The organism is Acidobacteriota bacterium (assembly GCA_016715115.1).
Lineage (GTDB): Bacteria > Acidobacteriota > Blastocatellia > Pyrinomonadales > Pyrinomonadaceae > JAFDVJ01.
Genome location: JADKBM010000004.1, coordinates 1,208,645 through 1,226,673 on the forward strand (window position 1 = coordinate 1,208,645; position 18,029 = coordinate 1,226,673).

Sequence of the window (18,029 nt, forward strand, 5' to 3'; positions counted from 1 at the left end):
ATACCTGTACTATCAGAATAGTTCATCGGAACGGGGCGGTCTGTGCGGTAGCACACCGTGATCTTTTGCGGGGCTCTCGCGGGTCATCGAATATCCGCATACGTCCTAAACGTTGGCTCGTAAAACCAGATAGGCGGGAAACTGCGGACTGCAAGTGAAAAAATCGTCAGAACCCTCGGCGTTCGGGGTTGCGGAACCCGGAAATCCGTGGCGCGTGGTTGGTCCTCTGAAATCGCCTTGAGATCTCAAATCTCAGATTTCAGAGTTTTCGCCACTGTTCTTGAATCTTGATTCGGGAGGTTTGAAAAACGCGCGAAGTTTTGCCCCGACGAACCCGGCAGGCGACGCTGATCCGTTTGCGGTCCTTGCGGCTTGCCGCCCGGACGTGCGGACAGGCTCGGCCTTTCCGCACATCGTTCCCGCAATCCTGCGGCTTTGCCGCAAATCGCCAATTGGCGGCGCAGCCGCGTGGACATTAGCCGGTCCCGGAAAGGCACAGCCTTTCCGCAAATCCGGGCGGCGAAGCCGCATTGAGTGCACATCTGGGTGGCAAGACCGCATTGAGCGGCGTGAAATCGGGGAATGTGTGGGGATTTGCGATTGCCGATCTTTTGCGAGCGTTGGGGACTCTGCGCGGGATCTCACGCAAAGTCCGCGGAGTTCGCAAAGGATCGATAGCCGCTTGTTGACCGTTCTTTTTTCAAGATGTTTGATGGGAAGCATCTATTTGATCTCATCCCATCTGTGTTTAGGCAAAAAGGCAATGGTTTTTCAAATCTCCCGATTCTTGAATCAAAAACGTTTAGGACGGGATTGTTCCCAAATCCCGGATTTCAGACTGTGACCTACGCGGAAAGGCCGGTCGCGGAATTTGGTTTATGATGCGAATGAAACAGGAAAGCTCTGCGATTCGTTCTTGATAGCCGCGTAGCACACGCAGGCCGCCGTTTCGAGTCCCGATCGGTCGACGATCGAGATCTTTCCGCGACTGTGAGTAATAAAATTCTTCTTTTGAAGGACGCCGGAAGACTTGTTTACGGCTTCGCGCCGCACGCCGAGCATATTCGACAAGAACTCCTGTGTGATATCAAAATCGTCCGATTCCATTCGGTCGGACGTCATCAGTAACCAGCGCGCGAGCCGCGCTTCGATCTGATGAAATCGATAGCAGGCCGCCGATTGCGAAACTTGCGAAAGCCGCGATTGCGCGAATCTATGCAGAATCGTAGTCAGTGAGCCGCGATCCCGGCATTCGCCAAGAAAATCCGCGGCCGTGATGCGCATCGCGAGGCCGCTGCCTTGGACGATCGCCCGATTGTCCGAAGTTGCTACGCCAAGGAATACCGAGAGCCCAACGATTCCTTCGCGTCCGATCAGACCGACCTCGATCGTCGAATGTTCATCGACCGAAGTGAGCAGCGAAATGATTCCGCTCTTCGGAAAGTAAACATACTTGATAACGTCGTTTTGGCGGAAGATCTCTTCGCCGTAATTCAGTGCGAATTCCTCGAGTTTCGGGAACAGCCTTTGATACTCATCAGCCGGCAGTGCGGATAGCAAAAGGTTGTCCGACGGAAGAGCTCGATTTGAGATGTTGTTCATTTTGCCCTCGATTTGTTCCGAAAGTGAATTCATTTCGCCGTACGGCAAACCGTTCCAACTTAGTTCCGTGAAAAGGATAACTGAGAAATCTCGCCGAGTCCGTGCGTTGCCGCACAAAGACGATCCATAAGGCGGATGTTTGATCAGTGATTTTTCGAGATATAGGTTCCGAGCAGACGATCGTATTCTTCCTTGACGACCTGATAGCACTCGCACGCGGCCATTTCGAGTGCGGGGCGATCTATCATCGTGATCGTGCCGCGCACATACTTGATCAAACCCTGCTGCTGCAAATGTCCGGCCGCGATCGAGACGCCCTCGCGGCGGACGCCGAGCATATTGGCGATCAAATCGTGAGTCATAATCAGTTTGTTCGTTTGCAGAAGATCGTGGTTGATCAGGAGCCAACGGCAGAGTTGCTGCTCGACCGAGTGAAGCCGGTTGCAAACCGCAGTCTGCGAGATCTGAGTCATCAGGTACTGGGTGTAGCGCAAGAGTATGTTTTGAAATTGCCCGGCGAGATGAAACTCGAATCGCAAAGCCTTTGCGCGGATTTTGTACGCGTTTCCCGCGCTTTGCACGACCGCGCGGTTGGGCGTCGTGCTTCCGCCCATATAAAGAGCGATCCCGACCAGACCGTCGTTTCCGGCCATCCCGATCTCGGCCGTCGAACCGTTCTCCATTATGAAGAGGAGCGAGATGATAGCGGTCGTGGGGAAATAAACGTGATCGAGTTGCTCGCCGGATTCATAAATGACCTCGCCAAGCGCAAGCGAGACCGGCTTCAACTCCGTTCTTAAGCGGTCGAACTCTTCATCCGGCAGAGCCGCGAGCAAATGGTTCAAACGCGCATCATCCGAGTGATCGGCAACCGACATAAACTCCTCTACTTAACATCGACGGTATCGATTCTTGTCAGTCCACGTTTTCAACAGCAACAATCATCATATTCAGTCACCGGAGGCAAGGCAAGCGGATTTCTATGCGCGTCAGCGCACAGACGGACGATCGGCCGCCGGATATGCTTGTTTCAACGTCTGAATCATTGGATGAATATCAAGTTCAAACAGAGAACTGATGCGGTCTGCAATTTATGCAAGCCGCCGCCAATGACAATTCATACGGGAGAAATACAATGAACATTAAGAACCTTAGAAACTTGATCGCAACCTTGGTCATCGCAATTATCGCAATTCTGGCGACCAGCCAAACGGTCGACGCGCAGGGCAACAAAAAGGAACGCAAGCAGCAGCAGAAGATTGAAAAACAACAGCGAAAGGCGTGGCAAAACCAGGCAAAGAACGAGGACCGACGAATAAAGGCGGCACAGCGGGCAGAGCAAACCCGTTTGCGAAACCTGCCGTATCGTAACGTCAACGTCGATAACGACCGTTGGCGGGTAAGTCGCAACGGATCGTATTACGAAACGAACAACCGCGGTGCCGAAATGCTGAGACAGGCAGTCAATGCCGGTTACCAGGAAGGCTACCGTGCCGGAAGAAACGATCGAAACTACCGTCGTTCCGACAACTATAGAAACTCGTCGGTTTACCGTCGCGGAAACTACGGATATCGGAATTACGTCAATTCCGGTCAGTATCAATACTACTTCCAGCAAGGATTCCAACGCGGCTATGAGGACGGATACAACAGCCGCTACGAATATGGAACGAACAACAACGGATCCCTGAACATTCTGGGAGCGATTCTGCAAAGCATTCTGAGTCTTGAAAGATATTAATGCGGTTTCATTCATCTGTGCGACACCGCACAGATGAATGTGCCCGGATTCGTTAGACTTAGAATCGACAGCAATAAAAGTGGCCGAACGCGCGTCCCGAACGGGAATATGTTGCTGACTCACGAAAGTTTTTTAGACGGGGCGGCCCACCCACAAGCGCGCCGTTTGTTGTAGCGAAAGCTATTTGAAGGATGGTTGTCAGCGTTACCGAGAGCCATCCTTCGTTTTTTCAAGTATGAAAAACGGACAAACAATCAAAGTGATCAAACGGAATCCGCCAAGCGGGGATGCAAAGGCGCAAGCTGCCGTCGGTGCGCGAAAAACCGAAAAGTTATCCCAGAAAGAGGTCGGTTCGATCGTCAGCAGCTGGATATCCGAACGCCGTGAAAACAGCCGGATCGAAAGAGTTTTCTCCGACGACAAGATCTCGTCCTGGAAAGAGCTGCCCGCATCTCCGGATGAAGAGACGGGTTGATTTGTTATGAAAAAGGTACTGGTTTTTTTGTTTAAGTACTGCAAGATGCGCATCGGCGTTCTGTTCGGATTTCGGCGCACGTCGTACCCGCTGAGCATCTCTTGGTGGTGGAATCATCAGGGTTTTTTCAAACTCAATGATGTTTACATCGATTGACCTATTTCAGCGGAAGGTGGCTGGATGCAAAGTTCAGAAAAAGGAGAGAAAATATGATTTCATTGCTTATTTGGTTGATCTTGGGGTTTTTGGCCGGTTATCTGGCGAAGATGATTCTTCCCGGATCGGACGGCGGCGGCATCGTTCTGACGGTTATCTTGGGTATCGTCGGAGCGGTCGTCGGCGGTTACATCGGCACGTTTGTCGGTTATCCGATGGTCAGTTCGTTCAATAACATCGGCAACAGTTTGCCGAGTTTTCTGTCGTCGATCGTCGGTGCGATCGTGGTTTTGATCGTTTTTCGCCTGTTGAGCGGACGCAATATGCGCGGCTGATTCGGGCTGGGGCGAGTGTTGGGACAGTTGGGGGTGCATTATGAAAAAAGTTATTAGTTTGTTTTTTGCGATCGCAATGATGTTATCGATCGTCTTCATTGGCGACGCGATCTCGTCAAACGGAAATCTGTCCGTCAACGCTCAAACCGTTGTCAGGACGAAGAAGAAGAAGGGCATCATTCGCCGGAGCTATCGCGGCGGCAAATGGGTCGTACGCAAGACTTGGAACGGCACCAGATGGGTGTATCGCAAGGTTTGGGTTGCGACCAAATGGACCGGCAAGAAGACCTGGAAGACCGGCCGCAAGGTTGTTAGTCGAACGAAAAAAATCGTCTATTGATCCGGTCATTGCCGACTGAATCGAGCCCCGCATTTTGCAGCAAAACTCCTTTGATCGGGAATTTGCCTCATTATCGCGGGGCTTCTTTGCGTCATCGAATGAGTTTTCTGTCATCAAAATCGCCGTCGCGGTGTATTCCTTTCGTCCGCAATATTATTTCAAGGAGTGCAATTATGTCGAAATTCAAGAATTTGTTCGTACCGTTTCTGACGCTTATCGTGATCGTGATCGGCAACTATGTGATCGTCGCCCAAAATGTAGTAACCGGTGACTGGAAAGCCGAATATCGCACTGAAAAGTCCGCCGACGGCGAAAGGGTTCAACTCACTTTTTCCCGGAAAAGCGGGAAAGGCAAGAATCAAATGGGTTCATCTTACGCGCTGAGCGAACTCCAGGGTTTGTCGGAAAGCCAAATAAACGGCGCCAACACAAACGTCCGATTCAGCCTTGTCCGCGAGGCCGGAACGATCGATTGCGAGGGAACCTTCAAGAACGGGAGGGGCGAAGGAGCGTACACGTTCACGCCGGACGGCAAGTTCGTTTCGGCAATGAAATCGCGCGGATTCGAGTTTGATAAACGCATTGCCCGATCCGACGAGGACGCCTTCGAGAGCCAGCTTTTCGCGGCCGCGACGCTTAATGTTACCGTCGCTCTTGCCGACGATCTGCTGTCGTCCGATTTCGGAAAGCTCGAAACCGAGGACCTCTTCAAAGCGGCGATCTTCAAAATAGACGGCAAGTTCGCGCGCGAGATGAAAGAAAGCGGCTTTCAAAACCTGACATTTGACGACCTGGTAAAGGCAAGAATCTTCAAAGTCGATGCCGACTTTGTGCGCGAAGTCGCGAAAATGGGTTTTGAAAGGGAACCCTTCGAATCGCTGGTAAAGATGCGAATCTTCAAAATTACGCCTGAATTCCTATCGGAAATCCGCGCCGAAGGGTTTAGCGATCTTGAAATTGAACAAGTAGTGAAGCTTCGCATCTTCAACATCGACGCCGAATACATCCGAAAAGCCCGCGCTGAAGGTGTCCCGCTCGATGTTGAAAAACTCGTTCAGAAGAAACTGGGAGTGCTCAGGTAATGACTCAGTGCATGGTGCAAAGTGCAAAGTGCTGAGTGATCCATTGTGAATTTTGCACTATGCACTATGAACTATGCACTTTGCACTGCATTGCACTGCATTCTATTCAAACTGCTTCTTGAATTCCTCGAACGCGGCCTTGAATTCATCGAGTTCGGTCCGTAAGGAGCCGACTTCCTGCTCCAGTTTTTCGAATCGCTCATCGTTCGCCGACCCGCGTGAAACGCGTTCAGGCGGCGCGTAAGATGTGACTTCGCCGCATAACAGATGGGCGTAACGCGACTCGCTCTGGCCCGGAACCCGCGGCAGTTTGACGACCAACGGTTCGTCGCGTCTCGCGAGCGAATCAAGCGTTTCGCTGACATCGCTCAGATCGCGAAAATCGTACATCCTTCCCGAGCGGCCGCGGATCTCCCCGACCGTTTGGGGGCCGCGAAGCATCAGTACCGCGAGAACGGCAGTTTCCGAGGGCTCCAGCTCGTACACGTCCGGCATTATGTGTTTGTACTTCGGAACGCGCGATGTGCTGCCGTAGAAAACGTAAACGATGTTCTTGTCGCGGAGATCGTCGAGCGCCTTTTGAACCGTTTGTTCGTCGTAAGCAACGACCGGTTCGCGGTTGGATTTCTGATTGCAGGCGGCGATCAGCGCGTTCATCGTCAACGGATAATACTCGGGCGTCGTCAATTGTTTTTCGACGAGCGAACCGACAACGCGGGCTTCAATTTCTGTCAATAACATCGATTCTAAATTATGGATCTTGGATTTTGGATTGAATCTTCAATCGCATAAAAGATAACGGAAATCGAGTCAAACTCCTAACTGCGTTTCGCGCGAACGACACGGCGCAAAGTCGTAATTGCGATGTCTTCGAGTTATCATCGCTTACGTGGAAATCTTGATCGCCAGAACCGACGAGCAAACCGACGAAGCGTGGGATCGCCTTTCGCGTACGCGCGCGATCGGGTGCGACACGGAAACTTCGGGGCTCTCGGCGCGATCCGGACGGATCTTCAGCGTGCAGTTTTCAGACGGCGATTTTTCGTGTTTGGTTCCGATCAGCGAAGGCGCGCGGCTCGGGCGGTTGGAGATGCTTTTGGCTGATCCGAGCGTCGTCAAAGTCTTTCACAACGCGCGCTTCGACCTCGAATTCCTGTGCGAACACGGCGTCGAGACGAACAACGTATTCTGCACGATGATCGCCGAAAAAGTTCTGACGCGAGGCGCCAATCAATCGGCGAGCCTTGCCGAAACTCTCTACCGCTATTTCGCCGTCGATCTCGACAAATCTCAGCGAGCGAAATTCAACCGCAAATGGGACGGAATCTGGACGGACGAGCTGGTCGATTATGCTCTCAGCGACGTCGTTCATCTGCCTAAATTGATGGAAGAGCAAACCCAATGGCTCGAGAGGCTCGGACTGCGGAATGAGTTTGAGGCGCACCTCGGGAAAATCGTCCGAGTCTGAAGGCAAATCCGAAATCACAAATCAGAATTCCGAAATCGCAACACGGGCCGCCTAAAGGCGGAACTCCGAACTACCACCGATTAAACGCCGGATGGCCTTCTTTGACGGTGATGAACGTGCCACGGCAGGTGGCGCACACTTTGTCTTCGGCGATAAGCTCGGCTTCGACCACGGCCCGGTCTTCGGTCGATTCGACGACGCGCGCCCTTAGAAAAAGCGTCGCCGCAAAAGGCGTTGGCCGCCGAAGTTTGACGTGAAAATCGGCGGTTACGGTACAGTCCGGTTCGGTCTTGCCGCTCTTGTTCATCAAAAACCAGGCCGCCGTCCAGTTCGAATGGCAGTCGAGCAACGCGCCGATAATGCCGCCGTTGAGCATTCCCGGGAAAGCCTGATGGTGCTCCTCGGCGTGCCATTCGCAGACGACCTCGTCTCCGTCGGGAAAACTCCGGATCCGGAGCCCCTTGTCGTTCGCCACACCGCAGCCGAAACAGATTCCGTTCGGCGCGTAAGTTTCCTGAAGTGATTTGCTCATCGTCCCTGCCATAAATTCAATAATTTTCACGAATCATATCTCGCAACACGACCACCATTGTCCACGGAAACATACTCGAACTCAATCAATTGAGAAAGAGTATTCGTGAAATTCGTGAGATTAGTGGCCGAGTTCACACCAACGATCCTTCGTCGATACAAGTCAACGAGTTCCTGGAAAAAAACAATTGGTGAAATTCGTGGCGAAACTTTTGAACTTCTAGGAAAAAGGTCGTAAATTGATTTCGCTTCAACTAATACCGCAATCAATTCGGAGAACCTTTATATGCTGATCGCCATCGCCGTCGTCTTTCTGTTCTGGCTCGTTTTCGGGTACTTTTCGTACGGAAATTGGATCGCGAAACAGTTCCGGCTCGACGATGCGCGCGAAACTCCGGCGAACGCGGTCAACGACGGCGTGGATTTCGTTCCGACGAAACCGTTCTACCTCTTCGGGCAGCATTTTTCGGCGATCGCCGCTGCCGGTCCGATCGCCGGTCCGATCATCGCCTGCCAGGCGTTCGGATGGCTTCCGTGCCTGCTCTGGATCGCGCTCGGCGTCGTTCTGATCGGCGCCGTTCACGATTTTTCGTCGCTCACTTCGTCGGTTCGCCACGGCGCGCAATCGATCGCCGAGATCACGCGTGAAAAACTCGGCAATGGCGCCGGCCGCGCGATGATGGCGTTCATTTGGATCGCGCTCGTCTATGTCATCGTCGCGTTCACCGACATCACCGCCGGGACATTCGTCTCCGGCGACGAAGCGCTCGTCGGCGAAACGACGTTCAATCCCGGCGGCGCCGTCGCGATCGCTTCGGTGATGTATCTCGGGCTTTCGATCATCCTCGGCCTTGTCGAACGATATCTGAAACCGCCGCTGTGGCTCTCGACGATCATTTTCGTGCCGGCGACGTTCGCACTTTCGTTTCTCGGCACGAAACTCTCGACCGTGCTCATCTTCAGCCACGTCTCGTGGTCGGTTCTGATTCTCGTTTATTGTGTCGTCGCGTCGCTCGTTCCGGTCTGGGCGCTCCTGCAGCCGCGCGGATATCTCGGCGGGTTCGTACTTTACACGGCAATCGCGGTCGGCGTCATCGGAATCTTTTTCGGCGGCTACGAGATCGTTCAACCGTCGTTCAAAGGCTTCGATATCGGCGGAATGACCGGAACGATGTTTCCGTTCCTGTTCGTGACGATCGCCTGCGGCGCGTGCTCCGGATTTCACGGACTCGTCTGTTCGGGCACGACCTCGAAACAGATCGACAAGGAAACGCACACGCACGCGGTCGGCTACGGCGCGATGCTCGCCGAAGGATTCGTCGCGTTCATCGCTCTGGTGACGATTATGATCGTTACTTCGGACGCCGCAAAGGGGTTGACTCCCGGAAAGATCTACGGCAACGGCATCGGCAATTTTCTGACGCTCGTAATCGGCAAGGAGTATCTCGCGTTCGCCGTCACCTTCGGCGCGATGGCGTTCTCGACGTTCGTTTTTGACACGCTCGACGTTTCGCTCAGGCTTGGACGCTACATCGTACAGGAACTCTTTGGGCTAAAGGGCCGCGTCGGCGCGGTCATCGGGACGCTTCTGACCGTCGCCGTGCCGTTCTTCATCGCCTTCTACGCGCCGCGCGGCAGTTGGAACGACTTTTGGACTCTGTTCGGCGCGTCGAACCAACTGCTCGCCGCCCTGACTCTTCTGTCGATCACGGTTTGGCTCTACCAGGCGCGCAAACGTATCGCGTTCACGCTTTTGCCGATGCTGTTCGTGCTGACGATCACGCTTTGGGCGCTCGGCGGTTTGGTCGTCGGGAACTTCCGCGCGTCGACCGGGCTCGACATCAAACTTGTCAATGGAATGGCGTCGCTGGCGCTGATCTCGCTCGCCGTCTATCTCGTCATCACGGCATTGATAAAAGTCCGCACTGAGCGCCACGGTACAAGTTTGACCGAGGAAACGGCGTGAATCGGAATTGGGATTTGGGATTGGGGATTGGGGATTGGGGATTGACTGGAGCGCAAGCTTCCCCGCTTGCAATGAGCGCGGAGCGCGAACGGCGCCGGGGAAAAAGAGCGCGCTGAATTCAACGGCTTTACGGCGCCGGGCGCCGTTGCAAGCGGGGACGCTTGCGCTCCAGTCAGCTTGCGCTCCAGTCAGCTTTGATCAGCGCGGGATCTTTTCGAAATTCCGAGTAGTATGTTCGGTTACGCTCGCCGCCGGTTGGAGCGGTTCTTCAAGTTGAGGAGGTGTTTTGGCGGCGATTTGCGGAGCACGATAAATTTCAGTGGTCCCGGTTTTACCATCGTTGAGTTTCGCGTCGATGAGCTTTGGCAACAGCCTGAGCAGCATAAAGCTGATCATCGTCAGGGCGGCAAGGTAGAAAATGACGATGATCGAGGCGTCCTTCGTATCGACGCCGTTTTTAAGAAGAATCCCGACCAAACCAAGAAGCAGTCCGAAACCGCCGAGAACCACGAAGGCGATCGTCGTCAAGAAATTCTCGAGCATCGACTTTGCCGCCGTTGCCTCCTCTTTAAGAAGCTTCGCACCGCAAATATTGCAATAATTGAGTTTATCGTTGACGGCACTTCCGCAGCCTGAACAATACATAATGGTTACTCGCTCGGTTTGATCTTGTCTTCGAGCCAGTTCGTCAGATCGTCGACCGATTCGATGTGGATCGGCTTGCCTTGAAACGACTTGATCGCAAAGATGATCAGCATTATCGTCGTTACGACGCCAAAAACCACATCACCGATGTGCGCGAGGTTGACGACGTTGCCGAGTCCGCCGAGCACCGCGCTGATGATCATTATCGCAATATGCGCGGCAACGCCCTGGGCGGCGTGAAACCGGACCTTCGCCTCGCTTTTCGGCACGAAAACCAGTTCGAGAATTCCCGCGATCAAACCGATAAAGAAAGGAATGTACGGCAATGCCGTGAGTATGTTCTCGGGAAGGCCGATCTTCGCCACCTTTCGGCTGCGGTTTTCAGCCTGATAGAACGGAGCCGGCGGCGGCTGATAGTTCATCGGCATTTGCTGGCCGTTGTAAGGCGACTGATACGATTGAAAATCCGCCTCGTTGAATTTGCGGGTCTGGTCCTCGGTCGGGATCGGTTCTTCAAAAATCCGCGTCGCCACGTTGCCGCCATTGAGGCCGATCGTCTCCTGCGTGGCCGGCTCCGCGACGGTTTGCGCCGGCAACGGTGCCGCGCCCACCTGTTGCGGAAAATCCGGATCAAGCTGATTTGTGTCGAATTTCTTTTTCGCCATCGTCAATCGTTTTTACGATAGTTCGTATGGTTTGGTTCGGCATTATTTGCCGCGCCGAAACCAACAGGACGGAAGCATAACGCTTGCGGCGATTTTATTCAACAAACTCAGGAATGTTTGGTCGCGGCGCGAAGAACCTCAGCCACGCTCCAGGCTTGCGCGAAGCAGCCGCGCGGCGCGTGAGGCGCGTCGGCATCGAAGATCTCGGAGATCTGCCCGATTCCGGCTTCGCTCAGATGTTCTTCAAATCCGAGGAGTATTTCTTTGATTCGCTTTTCAGTCTGGTTCCCGTTGGGATTCACGCGCCGGATCGCATCGATGAACGGACCGATCAGCCAGCCCCAAACCGTTCCCTGATGGTACGCCGAATCACGATCGAACGGCGATCCGACATAAACCGGACAGTACGCCGGATCACGCGGCGACAAAGAACGCAGTCCGACGGGAGTCAGCAACTCCCGGCCGACTTTGTCAACGACCTTCTGCGCCCGGCCGACCGAAAGCATCGAATGCGGCAGGCTGACGGCGAAGATCTGGTTCGGCCTGACCGACCCGTCGCGCTTGCCGTTGCTGACGACGTCGAACAAACAATCTTCCGCATCGTTCCAAAAAACCGCGTTGAAGCTCTGCTTCGCCATCGCGGCGAGCGATTCGTAACGGGCCTTGTCTTCGCCGTCGCCAAAACGATCCGCAAGTTCGGCCATTATCCGCAGTGCGTTGTACCAGAGCGCCTGGATCTCGACAGGTTTTCCGGTTCGCGGCGTGACGACCCAATCGCCGATCTTGGCGTCCATCCAAGTCAATTGGACGCCGTCAACTCCCGCCCGAACAAGACCGTCCGTGTCGACGCCGATTCCATAACGCGTGCCGCGAACGTGCCAGGCGATCGATTCCGCCATCGCGACGTAAAGATTGTCGCGAACGAAATCGTGATCGCCCGTCTTCTCGACGTAAGCGCGGACGGCCTCGAAAAACCAAAGCGTCGCGTCGACCGTGTTGTATTCGGCCGTGCCGCCGGCATCCGGAAAGCGGTTCGGGATCATTCCTTCCGAAAAATGTTTTGAAAACTCGAGCAGGATTTCGCGCGCTATCTCCGGGCGATTCGTTGCCAGCGTCAGGCCCGGAAGCGCGATCATCGTGTCGCGCCCCCAATCCGAAAACCAAGGGTAACCGGCGATGACCGTCTTGCCGGCGCCGCGCGCGACGATGAACTGATCGGCCGCGAGAACGAGTTGTCCGGCGAAAGAGCCCTGCGCGCCGGAAAGAGAAAGAAGGTCGCGCCGGCGTTCCTTTTCAGCAGTTTCGAGCGGAGCAGAATCATTGGCAGATCGATCGCTCAAGGTCGAAACGACGACGGTCGCCGGCTGCGCGAGATCGAATCTCATCACGAACGGCTGAAACAGATCTTCACGAAAATCGAAACCGCGCTCCCGTTCGATGTCGTACTCGAAATTGCGGTACCAAACGCCGCTGCGTTCGACCGAAACGGCGTTGTGCGCAAAGAACAGTTCGGGCAGATCCGCCAGCGGTTGCAACGAAATTGTTCCATCCGTATCGTGAAACGACCCGTCGAATCGCGTCGTTTCGTGCTGCAAATGGTGATAATCCGTGAAAGAAAGCAAGGGGCGAAGTTCGATTGCGGGCTTCGGATCTGAGATCGCGGGCTCGTTCAGAATTCGCCAGGCGCAGACCGTCGTGTTCTCGCCGTTGACCATAAAAACGCGCTTTTCGAGCGTGACTTCTTTGACTTCGTAAACCCAGACCGGGAACGGATCGAGGCGAAACTCCTTCAAAAATCGAAAACCCTGCGGATGGACCGCGCCGGGAAACCGATTCGACGAGAGTTCAAAGCGCTCACCATTGATTATCAGCGTCTCTTCGAATTTCGAAAGGGTCGTCACGCGCCCGAGGGGCGGATTCGTCGCGGGCGTCAGCAAACCGTGATAACGCCGCGAATTCGCGCCCGAAACCGTGCCCGACGCGAAGCCGCCGATGCCGTTCGTCTCAAGCCACTCACGGCTCGATCCCGCCTCAAAGTCGGCACAGATCTCGGTTCCGAGTCGAACTGTACAATCGTCTAATTCCATATGTTTCAGCCGTTATTCCACCGTGATCGAGAAGGTCCGTCCGGTCAACGCCAGGTTCGGATTGTAGAACGGATCGCCGCCGACGATTCCGGGCCATCTATTCCTGAACAAATCGATCTCATCCGCAATCGGTTCGGCCTCGCGGATGTTGCCGCGAAGTTCGGAATATGGCGTGACGACGATGCGAAGTCCTTTTTCCCTGATCCTCAGACAAAGATCGGCATCGAAGAGGCCTGAACCAAAGCTCGAATCGTCGAAACCGCCGAATTCTTCAAAGAGTTCGCGCCTGATCATAAAGCAGTGGACCGAAACCGCCGAATAGTTTGAGATCACCGAGTTGCGGCACATATTTCCGGCTGCGTCCCGCGGCATCAGCGCGTGCGCCGCGCGAACAAGATCCGGACCGCCGAAGATCAGGCCGCCGCCGCTGACTATTCCGTCCTCGTCAACCAGTTTCGCGCCGACGGTCCCGATCTCGGGCTGAATGGCGAAACCCGCCAATTCGCCAAGCCAGTCCGTATTCAAAGGCGCGAGCCGCGCGTCGAGAAAACAGATCAATTCCGCATCCGACCCAAGCGCCGCATCGTTGAGCGCGGCCGGCGAACCGTCGGCAACGGAAACGGTCTCAAACTTGGGGTAGTCGGTGGTCCGCCCTATCTTTTCGTCGTCGGTCGAAGGGCCGAAAAGAACGATGCGAATCATCGGCTCCGGCTTCGGGAGTTCGTACGAGACGCGGTTCAGATTCCATACAGTCTCGGAAACCGTCGCCTTTTTGCCGCACCGGTCGAGATGTTCGCGAATGGCCTCGCGCGCGCGCTCGTAGGCATATGGTTTCTCGTTCGCGCCGAAGGCGACCGAGCCGCGGATCGCGCGCCAGTGATAAAGAACCTTTGGGATATGAACGATCTGATGCTCGTCGATGATCTCGAGTACGCGCAGCGCGAGGTCGTAGTCCTGACTTCCTTCCGCACCCAGCCGAAATCCGCCGACGCGCCGCAGAATGTCGGTTCGATACGCTGACAGATGCGTGATCATATTCAGCGAATAAAGCAGATCGCGGCTGAAGTCCGGCTTGAACTTGGGCTGAAACCGATTGCCGGCGGCGTCGATCAGATCCTCGTCGCTATAAATGAAAGACGCTTCGGGATGATCGTTGATCACTTTCGCGACAGAGAAAAGCGCGTCTTCCGAAAGTTCGTCGTCGTGATCTAGAAGGACGCAGAATTCACCCTCAGCGAGTTCGAGCGCCGAATTCGACGCGGCCGAGATATGACCGTTGGCGGCTCGATAAACGACCTTGATCCGCGAATCTTCGGCCGCAAATTCGTCAAGGACCTCGCGAACGTGGGGGCTCGGACTTTTGTCGTCGGCAATGCAGAGTTCCCAGTTTTCGTATATTTGATCCTTAACGGAACCGATACAGAGACGGAGCCATCTTTCGTCGATGTCATAGACCGGAACGATGACCGAGATGAGCGGCCGGCGCGCGAACCGATCGATTTCCGAACGCATCGCGTCCCGCCGTTCGGGCGTCAGCGCACTCTCGCGGATCCATTCGGCGTAACGGCGGGCGTCGCGTCGTTCGGCAAGTTTCCAGGCACCTTTCGCAACGAGCGCGCGCCACCCCTCACGGCTCAAGATTCGCAACGCCTTTCGGATATTCTTAACTAACGGCATTTGATGTGACCGCTTGATTTTACCCGAATCAACGGCGAATTTCACAACCTGTCGAATTTCTGTTTTACTTTTGGAGAATAGTCGATTTCGCAACCGAATATGAAAAGCTGCCGAATCTGCGGAAACGCTGCAAACAATCGAATTCACCTCGCCCGCGAGATGATGTTCGCGACCCGTGACGAGTTCGAATACCTCGAATGCGGCGCGTGCGGGACCGTTCAGATCGTCGAAGTTCCGGATCTTTCGCCGTACTACCCGAAGGATTACTACTCTTTTTCAGTCGGTTCGAAGACTTACATCGAAGAAAGGCTTCAACGCCGGCTCGCGGCGCCGTTTGTCGGCCGGTATCTGATGACCGGCCGCGGGACGATCGGCAAGTTTCTGTTCGGCAAGGCGCCGTGGTTCGAAGAGCGGTTTCCGGCCTGGCTTCGCGATCCGGTTTTGACACTCGATTTCAAATCCCGGATCCTCGATTTCGGGTCCGGGAACGGAGCGCTTTTGCGCGATCTCAAACGCTTTGGATTTCAGAGCCTGACCGGCGCCGATGCGTTCATCGAAAAGGACATCGTTTACCCGACCGGCGTTCGTGTTCTGAAGAGAACGCTGGCGGAGGTCGAAGGTGAGTTCGACCTTGTGATGCTGAATCACTCGTTTGAGCATTTGCCGGATCCGGAAGCATCGTTGACGCTCATTGGAAAGCTTCTCGCGCCCGAGGGCCGATGCCTGATCCGGATTCCGGTCGCGTCGCACGCTTGGCAAACGTACGGCGTGAACTGGTTTCAGCTCGATGCGCCGCGCCACCTGTTCCTGTTCACCGAGCGGGCGTTTCGCGATCTCGCCGCGCGGTCCGGTTTTGAAGTTTTGATGGTTGTTTACGATTCCGACTTGATGCAGTTCGTCGTCAGCGAGCAATATGCGCGCGACATTCCGATGCACGATGATCGAGCTTACCGCGGCGAGGTTTCGACGAGCATTTTCACGCCGGAACAGATCGCCGATTGGACGACTGAAGCGGGCAAATTAAATGCTGAAGGGCGGGGCGATCAGGCGTGTTTTTATCTGCGGCGATCACTTTGAGGAAAACTCGGTCGACCATTCGAGCACGGGCCTGATCAGACCTTCCATCGTCCCGACATAGTCTCCGCGCGCGGTGTTGTTGCCCGTCATCCTGTCAACGACATCGAAGCTGACGGCGTCGTGCGCGATCAGATGCACGCGCGACTGCGGATAATGCGTGACGATCGCATAGTTCAGATAAAACGTCCCCTCGGCCATAAAATTCCCCGGAATCCAAACCGTGCTCGTGTAAACGCCGCGCTCCTTCGGACGGCGGATCCAATCGGCGGTGACATCCTGAACGGTGAACAGAAGCTGCCGGCTGTGATTGTAAAGTTGGATGTTCGGCAACAGGATCTCGCCTTCCTTCAGCACTTCGTATGTGCTCTCGATTCCGATCCGCTCGCTGATCTCGTGCGAACCGGCAGTTTCGCCGCGGCCGTTGACGACCCGAACTTTGTTGAGGCGAACAAAGGCGCTTTCCGCCGATGCATCGCCCTCAAAATTCTTTTCCGAATCGACGCGCCAAGTCGCCGTCAGGTAACTTCGGACGACTTCCGCCGATTCGCCCCGATCGACGATCTCACCCTTGTTGAACGCGATCGCCCGCGAACAAACCCGCGTGATCGCCGCCATATCGTGCGAAACAAAGAGAACGGTCCGGCCGCTTTCGCGGATGTCCTGCATTTTACCGAGACATTTCTTTTGGAACTCGGCATCGCCGACCGCCAAGACTTCGTCGACGATCAGGATCTCAGTGTCAAGATGAGCCGCGATGGCAAACGCGAGGCGCATATACATTCCGCTCGAATAGTGCTTCACAGGCGTGTCCAGAAAAGCCTCGATTTCGGCAAAGCTTACGATCTCGTCAAACTTTCGGGCGATCTCGGTTCGCTTCATCCCGAGAATTGCGCCGTTGAGAAAGATGTTGTCGCGCCCCGACAGTTCGTTGTGAAATCCGGTTCCGACCTCAAGCAGACTCCCGACGCGACCGCTGAGAGACGCCGTTCCGGACGTCGGTTTCGTGACGCGCGACAGTATCTTGAGCAGCGTCGATTTGCCGGCCCCGTTTCGCCCGATGATTCCGAGCGTCTCTCCGGCCTCGACTTTGAAACTCACGTCCCGCAACGCCCAGAGTTCACGCCGCGCCCCCGATCTTCCGAAGCCGGCCAGAACTTCGCGCAGCGAGTTGCTCTTGCGCTCGCCGAGAAAATAGAGTTTCGAGAGATTGTTTACTTCGACGGCGCTCATTTATCTAAACCTGGTCAACTGATTCTTGATCGACCGAAGGCGGTCGACGCTTTTCGCCCGGAAACTGCCGTAACGAGAACGGATCTTCGTTTTCAGCCGCGACCAACCGGCGTTCAGGAGCACTGCGGGTTCCAGATCTTTCAACATTTCTTCGTTGATCCGATTGAGCATTTCGATCCGGGTCAGGTCGCTGCCGGCCCCGTTCTTCCTGAGCGCGATATGGAACTCGCAGCCTTCAGCATCGAAAAACGCGACTTCGTTCAGTTCGATGAAACCCAGTTCAAAGAGGTCGTGAATCATCAACCGGAACGAATGCGGCGTGAAACACCAGGCGTGGCAATCGACGTACTCTTTGTTCTCCATCGACTGCCGCATACGGTCGAGAACCTCCTGCTTTGAAAAGGAGAATGTGAAATTCTCGGGAACGTAATAGAACTCGCCCCATCCGGGCATATCGTCCTTCAAAACAAAATTCCGGTAGAATTCGGCGATCGAGCCCGGAGAATGAAGCTTCTGCTCGCGCCAATGCGCGTCGATCATTCGCGAAAGTGACGTGACCGGCCGGAAATGATCGAAACAGAACCGGACGTCGGGAACGGCCAGCGACAACACGCCGTCGTCGTTCAGAATCTTCTCGCAGGATTTCAGAAAACCGATGAAATCCGGAACGTGCTCGATGACGTGCGATGCGATGATCCAATCGTAAAACCCCGTTTTGCCGGTCAGTTCGGAATACTCCTCGCCGCGCCAGACGAAATCGACCTCTTCGATATTGTCGAGGTTCACGCCGTCGTCCTTGTATTTTTCAACCAGCTGCTCGCGCGTCGCGTGGTCGATGACGTGGACGTTGAAACCGTTTCGTTTTGGGGCGATCGGCGAGTGGCTGGCGCCGATCTCGATCCCGATTCCGTCTTTTTTCAGGTGGAAAAGCAGTTTTTCTTCTCTCGTCATA

General features: G+C 54.8%; 19 protein-coding genes. 9 read left to right on the forward strand and 10 right to left on the reverse strand.

The window, feature by feature from the left end; all coding sequences use genetic code 11:
• Positions 1-876: 876 nt before the first annotated feature.
• Together IPN69_07560 and IPN69_07565 are read right to left on the reverse strand one after the other, a co-directional pair.
• A complete protein-coding gene (locus IPN69_07560) occupies positions 877-1,635 on the reverse strand; it encodes a Crp/Fnr family transcriptional regulator (GenBank protein ID MBK8810576.1) in 759 nt (252 codons plus the stop codon).
• 110 nt (positions 1,636-1,745) lie between these two features.
• The gene (locus IPN69_07565; protein MBK8810577.1) at positions 1,746-2,480 is read right to left on the reverse strand and encodes a Crp/Fnr family transcriptional regulator; all 735 of its coding nucleotides are present in this window, start codon (positions 2,478-2,480) and stop codon (positions 1,746-1,748) included.
• Between the two features lie 257 nt (positions 2,481-2,737).
• Between IPN69_07565 and IPN69_07570 the strand changes: the two genes are divergently transcribed.
• From IPN69_07570 to IPN69_07595, 6 genes are all read left to right on the forward strand, one after another.
• The gene (locus IPN69_07570) at positions 2,738-3,343 is read left to right on the forward strand and encodes a hypothetical protein (protein ID MBK8810578.1); all 606 of its coding nucleotides are present in this window, start codon (positions 2,738-2,740) and stop codon (positions 3,341-3,343) included.
• A 235-nt stretch (positions 3,344-3,578) separates the two neighbouring features.
• Positions 3,579-3,818: a hypothetical protein gene (locus tag IPN69_07575; protein ID MBK8810579.1), complete on the forward strand. Its 240-nt coding sequence runs from the start codon at positions 3,579-3,581 to the stop codon at positions 3,816-3,818.
• A gap of 6 nt (positions 3,819-3,824) precedes the next feature.
• Positions 3,825-3,974, forward strand: coding sequence for a hypothetical protein (locus IPN69_07580; protein ID MBK8810580.1), 150 nt, complete (start codon positions 3,825-3,827; stop codon positions 3,972-3,974).
• Positions 3,975-4,030: 56 nt separating this feature from the next.
• Positions 4,031-4,309, forward strand: a complete 279-nt coding sequence (locus tag IPN69_07585) for a GlsB/YeaQ/YmgE family stress response membrane protein (protein ID MBK8810581.1) — start codon at positions 4,031-4,033, stop codon at positions 4,307-4,309.
• A 40-nt stretch (positions 4,310-4,349) separates the two neighbouring features.
• A complete protein-coding gene (locus tag IPN69_07590; protein ID MBK8810582.1) occupies positions 4,350-4,649 on the forward strand; it encodes a hypothetical protein in 300 nt (99 codons plus the stop codon).
• Between the two features lie 173 nt (positions 4,650-4,822).
• Positions 4,823-5,731 (forward strand): hypothetical protein, encoded by a 909-nt coding sequence (locus IPN69_07595; protein MBK8810583.1) that lies wholly within the window; start codon positions 4,823-4,825, stop codon positions 5,729-5,731.
• A gap of 102 nt (positions 5,732-5,833) precedes the next feature.
• Here the strand turns inward: IPN69_07595 and IPN69_07600 are convergent, their stop codons facing one another.
• On the reverse strand, positions 5,834-6,472 hold the full coding sequence (locus IPN69_07600) for a YceH family protein (GenBank protein MBK8810584.1): 639 nt from the start codon (positions 6,470-6,472) through the stop codon (positions 5,834-5,836).
• 157 nt (positions 6,473-6,629) lie between these two features.
• Between IPN69_07600 and IPN69_07605 the strand changes: the two genes are divergently transcribed.
• Complete coding sequence (locus IPN69_07605) at positions 6,630-7,199, forward strand: ribonuclease D (protein MBK8810585.1); 570 nt, start codon at positions 6,630-6,632, stop codon at positions 7,197-7,199.
• A gap of 70 nt (positions 7,200-7,269) precedes the next feature.
• On the opposite strand, the gene IPN69_07610 is transcribed toward IPN69_07605, so the two are convergent.
• Positions 7,270-7,743, reverse strand: a complete 474-nt coding sequence (locus tag IPN69_07610; GenBank protein MBK8810586.1) for a PaaI family thioesterase — start codon at positions 7,741-7,743, stop codon at positions 7,270-7,272.
• A 273-nt stretch (positions 7,744-8,016) separates the two neighbouring features.
• On the opposite strand from IPN69_07610, the gene IPN69_07615 reads away from it, so the two are divergent.
• Positions 8,017-9,696, forward strand: a complete 1,680-nt coding sequence (locus IPN69_07615) for a carbon starvation protein A (protein MBK8810587.1) — start codon at positions 8,017-8,019, stop codon at positions 9,694-9,696.
• A gap of 198 nt (positions 9,697-9,894) precedes the next feature.
• Here the strand turns inward: IPN69_07615 and IPN69_07620 are convergent, their stop codons facing one another.
• The 4 genes from IPN69_07620 to IPN69_07635 form a co-directional block, all read right to left on the reverse strand.
• Positions 9,895-10,341 (reverse strand): hypothetical protein, encoded by a 447-nt coding sequence (locus tag IPN69_07620; protein ID MBK8810588.1) that lies wholly within the window; start codon positions 10,339-10,341, stop codon positions 9,895-9,897.
• Positions 10,342-10,346: 5 nt separating this feature from the next.
• Positions 10,347-11,006 carry a hypothetical protein gene (locus tag IPN69_07625; GenBank protein ID MBK8810589.1) on the reverse strand — a complete coding sequence of 220 codons (660 nt, stop codon included), beginning with the start codon at positions 11,004-11,006 and terminating at the stop codon, positions 10,347-10,349.
• A gap of 107 nt (positions 11,007-11,113) precedes the next feature.
• Entirely contained in the window at positions 11,114-13,093 is a 1,980-nt protein-coding gene (locus IPN69_07630; protein MBK8810590.1) for an amylo-alpha-1,6-glucosidase, read from the reverse strand.
• Positions 13,094-13,105: 12 nt separating this feature from the next.
• Positions 13,106-14,770 carry a glycosyltransferase gene (locus IPN69_07635; GenBank protein ID MBK8810591.1) on the reverse strand — a complete coding sequence of 555 codons (1,665 nt, stop codon included), beginning with the start codon at positions 14,768-14,770 and terminating at the stop codon, positions 13,106-13,108.
• A gap of 99 nt (positions 14,771-14,869) precedes the next feature.
• On the opposite strand from IPN69_07635, the gene IPN69_07640 reads away from it, so the two are divergent.
• Positions 14,870-15,847: a class I SAM-dependent methyltransferase gene (locus IPN69_07640; protein MBK8810592.1), complete on the forward strand. Its 978-nt coding sequence runs from the start codon at positions 14,870-14,872 to the stop codon at positions 15,845-15,847.
• On the opposite strand, the gene IPN69_07645 is transcribed toward IPN69_07640, so the two are convergent.
• Both IPN69_07645 and IPN69_07650 read right to left on the reverse strand, forming a co-directional pair.
• A complete protein-coding gene (locus IPN69_07645) occupies positions 15,839-17,077 on the reverse strand; it encodes an ATP-binding cassette domain-containing protein (protein ID MBK8810593.1) in 1,239 nt (412 codons plus the stop codon). The two genes, IPN69_07640 and IPN69_07645, sit on opposite strands and share 9 nt — an antisense overlap.
• The gene (locus IPN69_07650) at positions 17,078-18,028 is read right to left on the reverse strand and encodes a methyltransferase domain-containing protein (protein MBK8810594.1); all 951 of its coding nucleotides are present in this window, start codon (positions 18,026-18,028) and stop codon (positions 17,078-17,080) included.
• Position 18,029 lies beyond the last annotated feature (1 nt).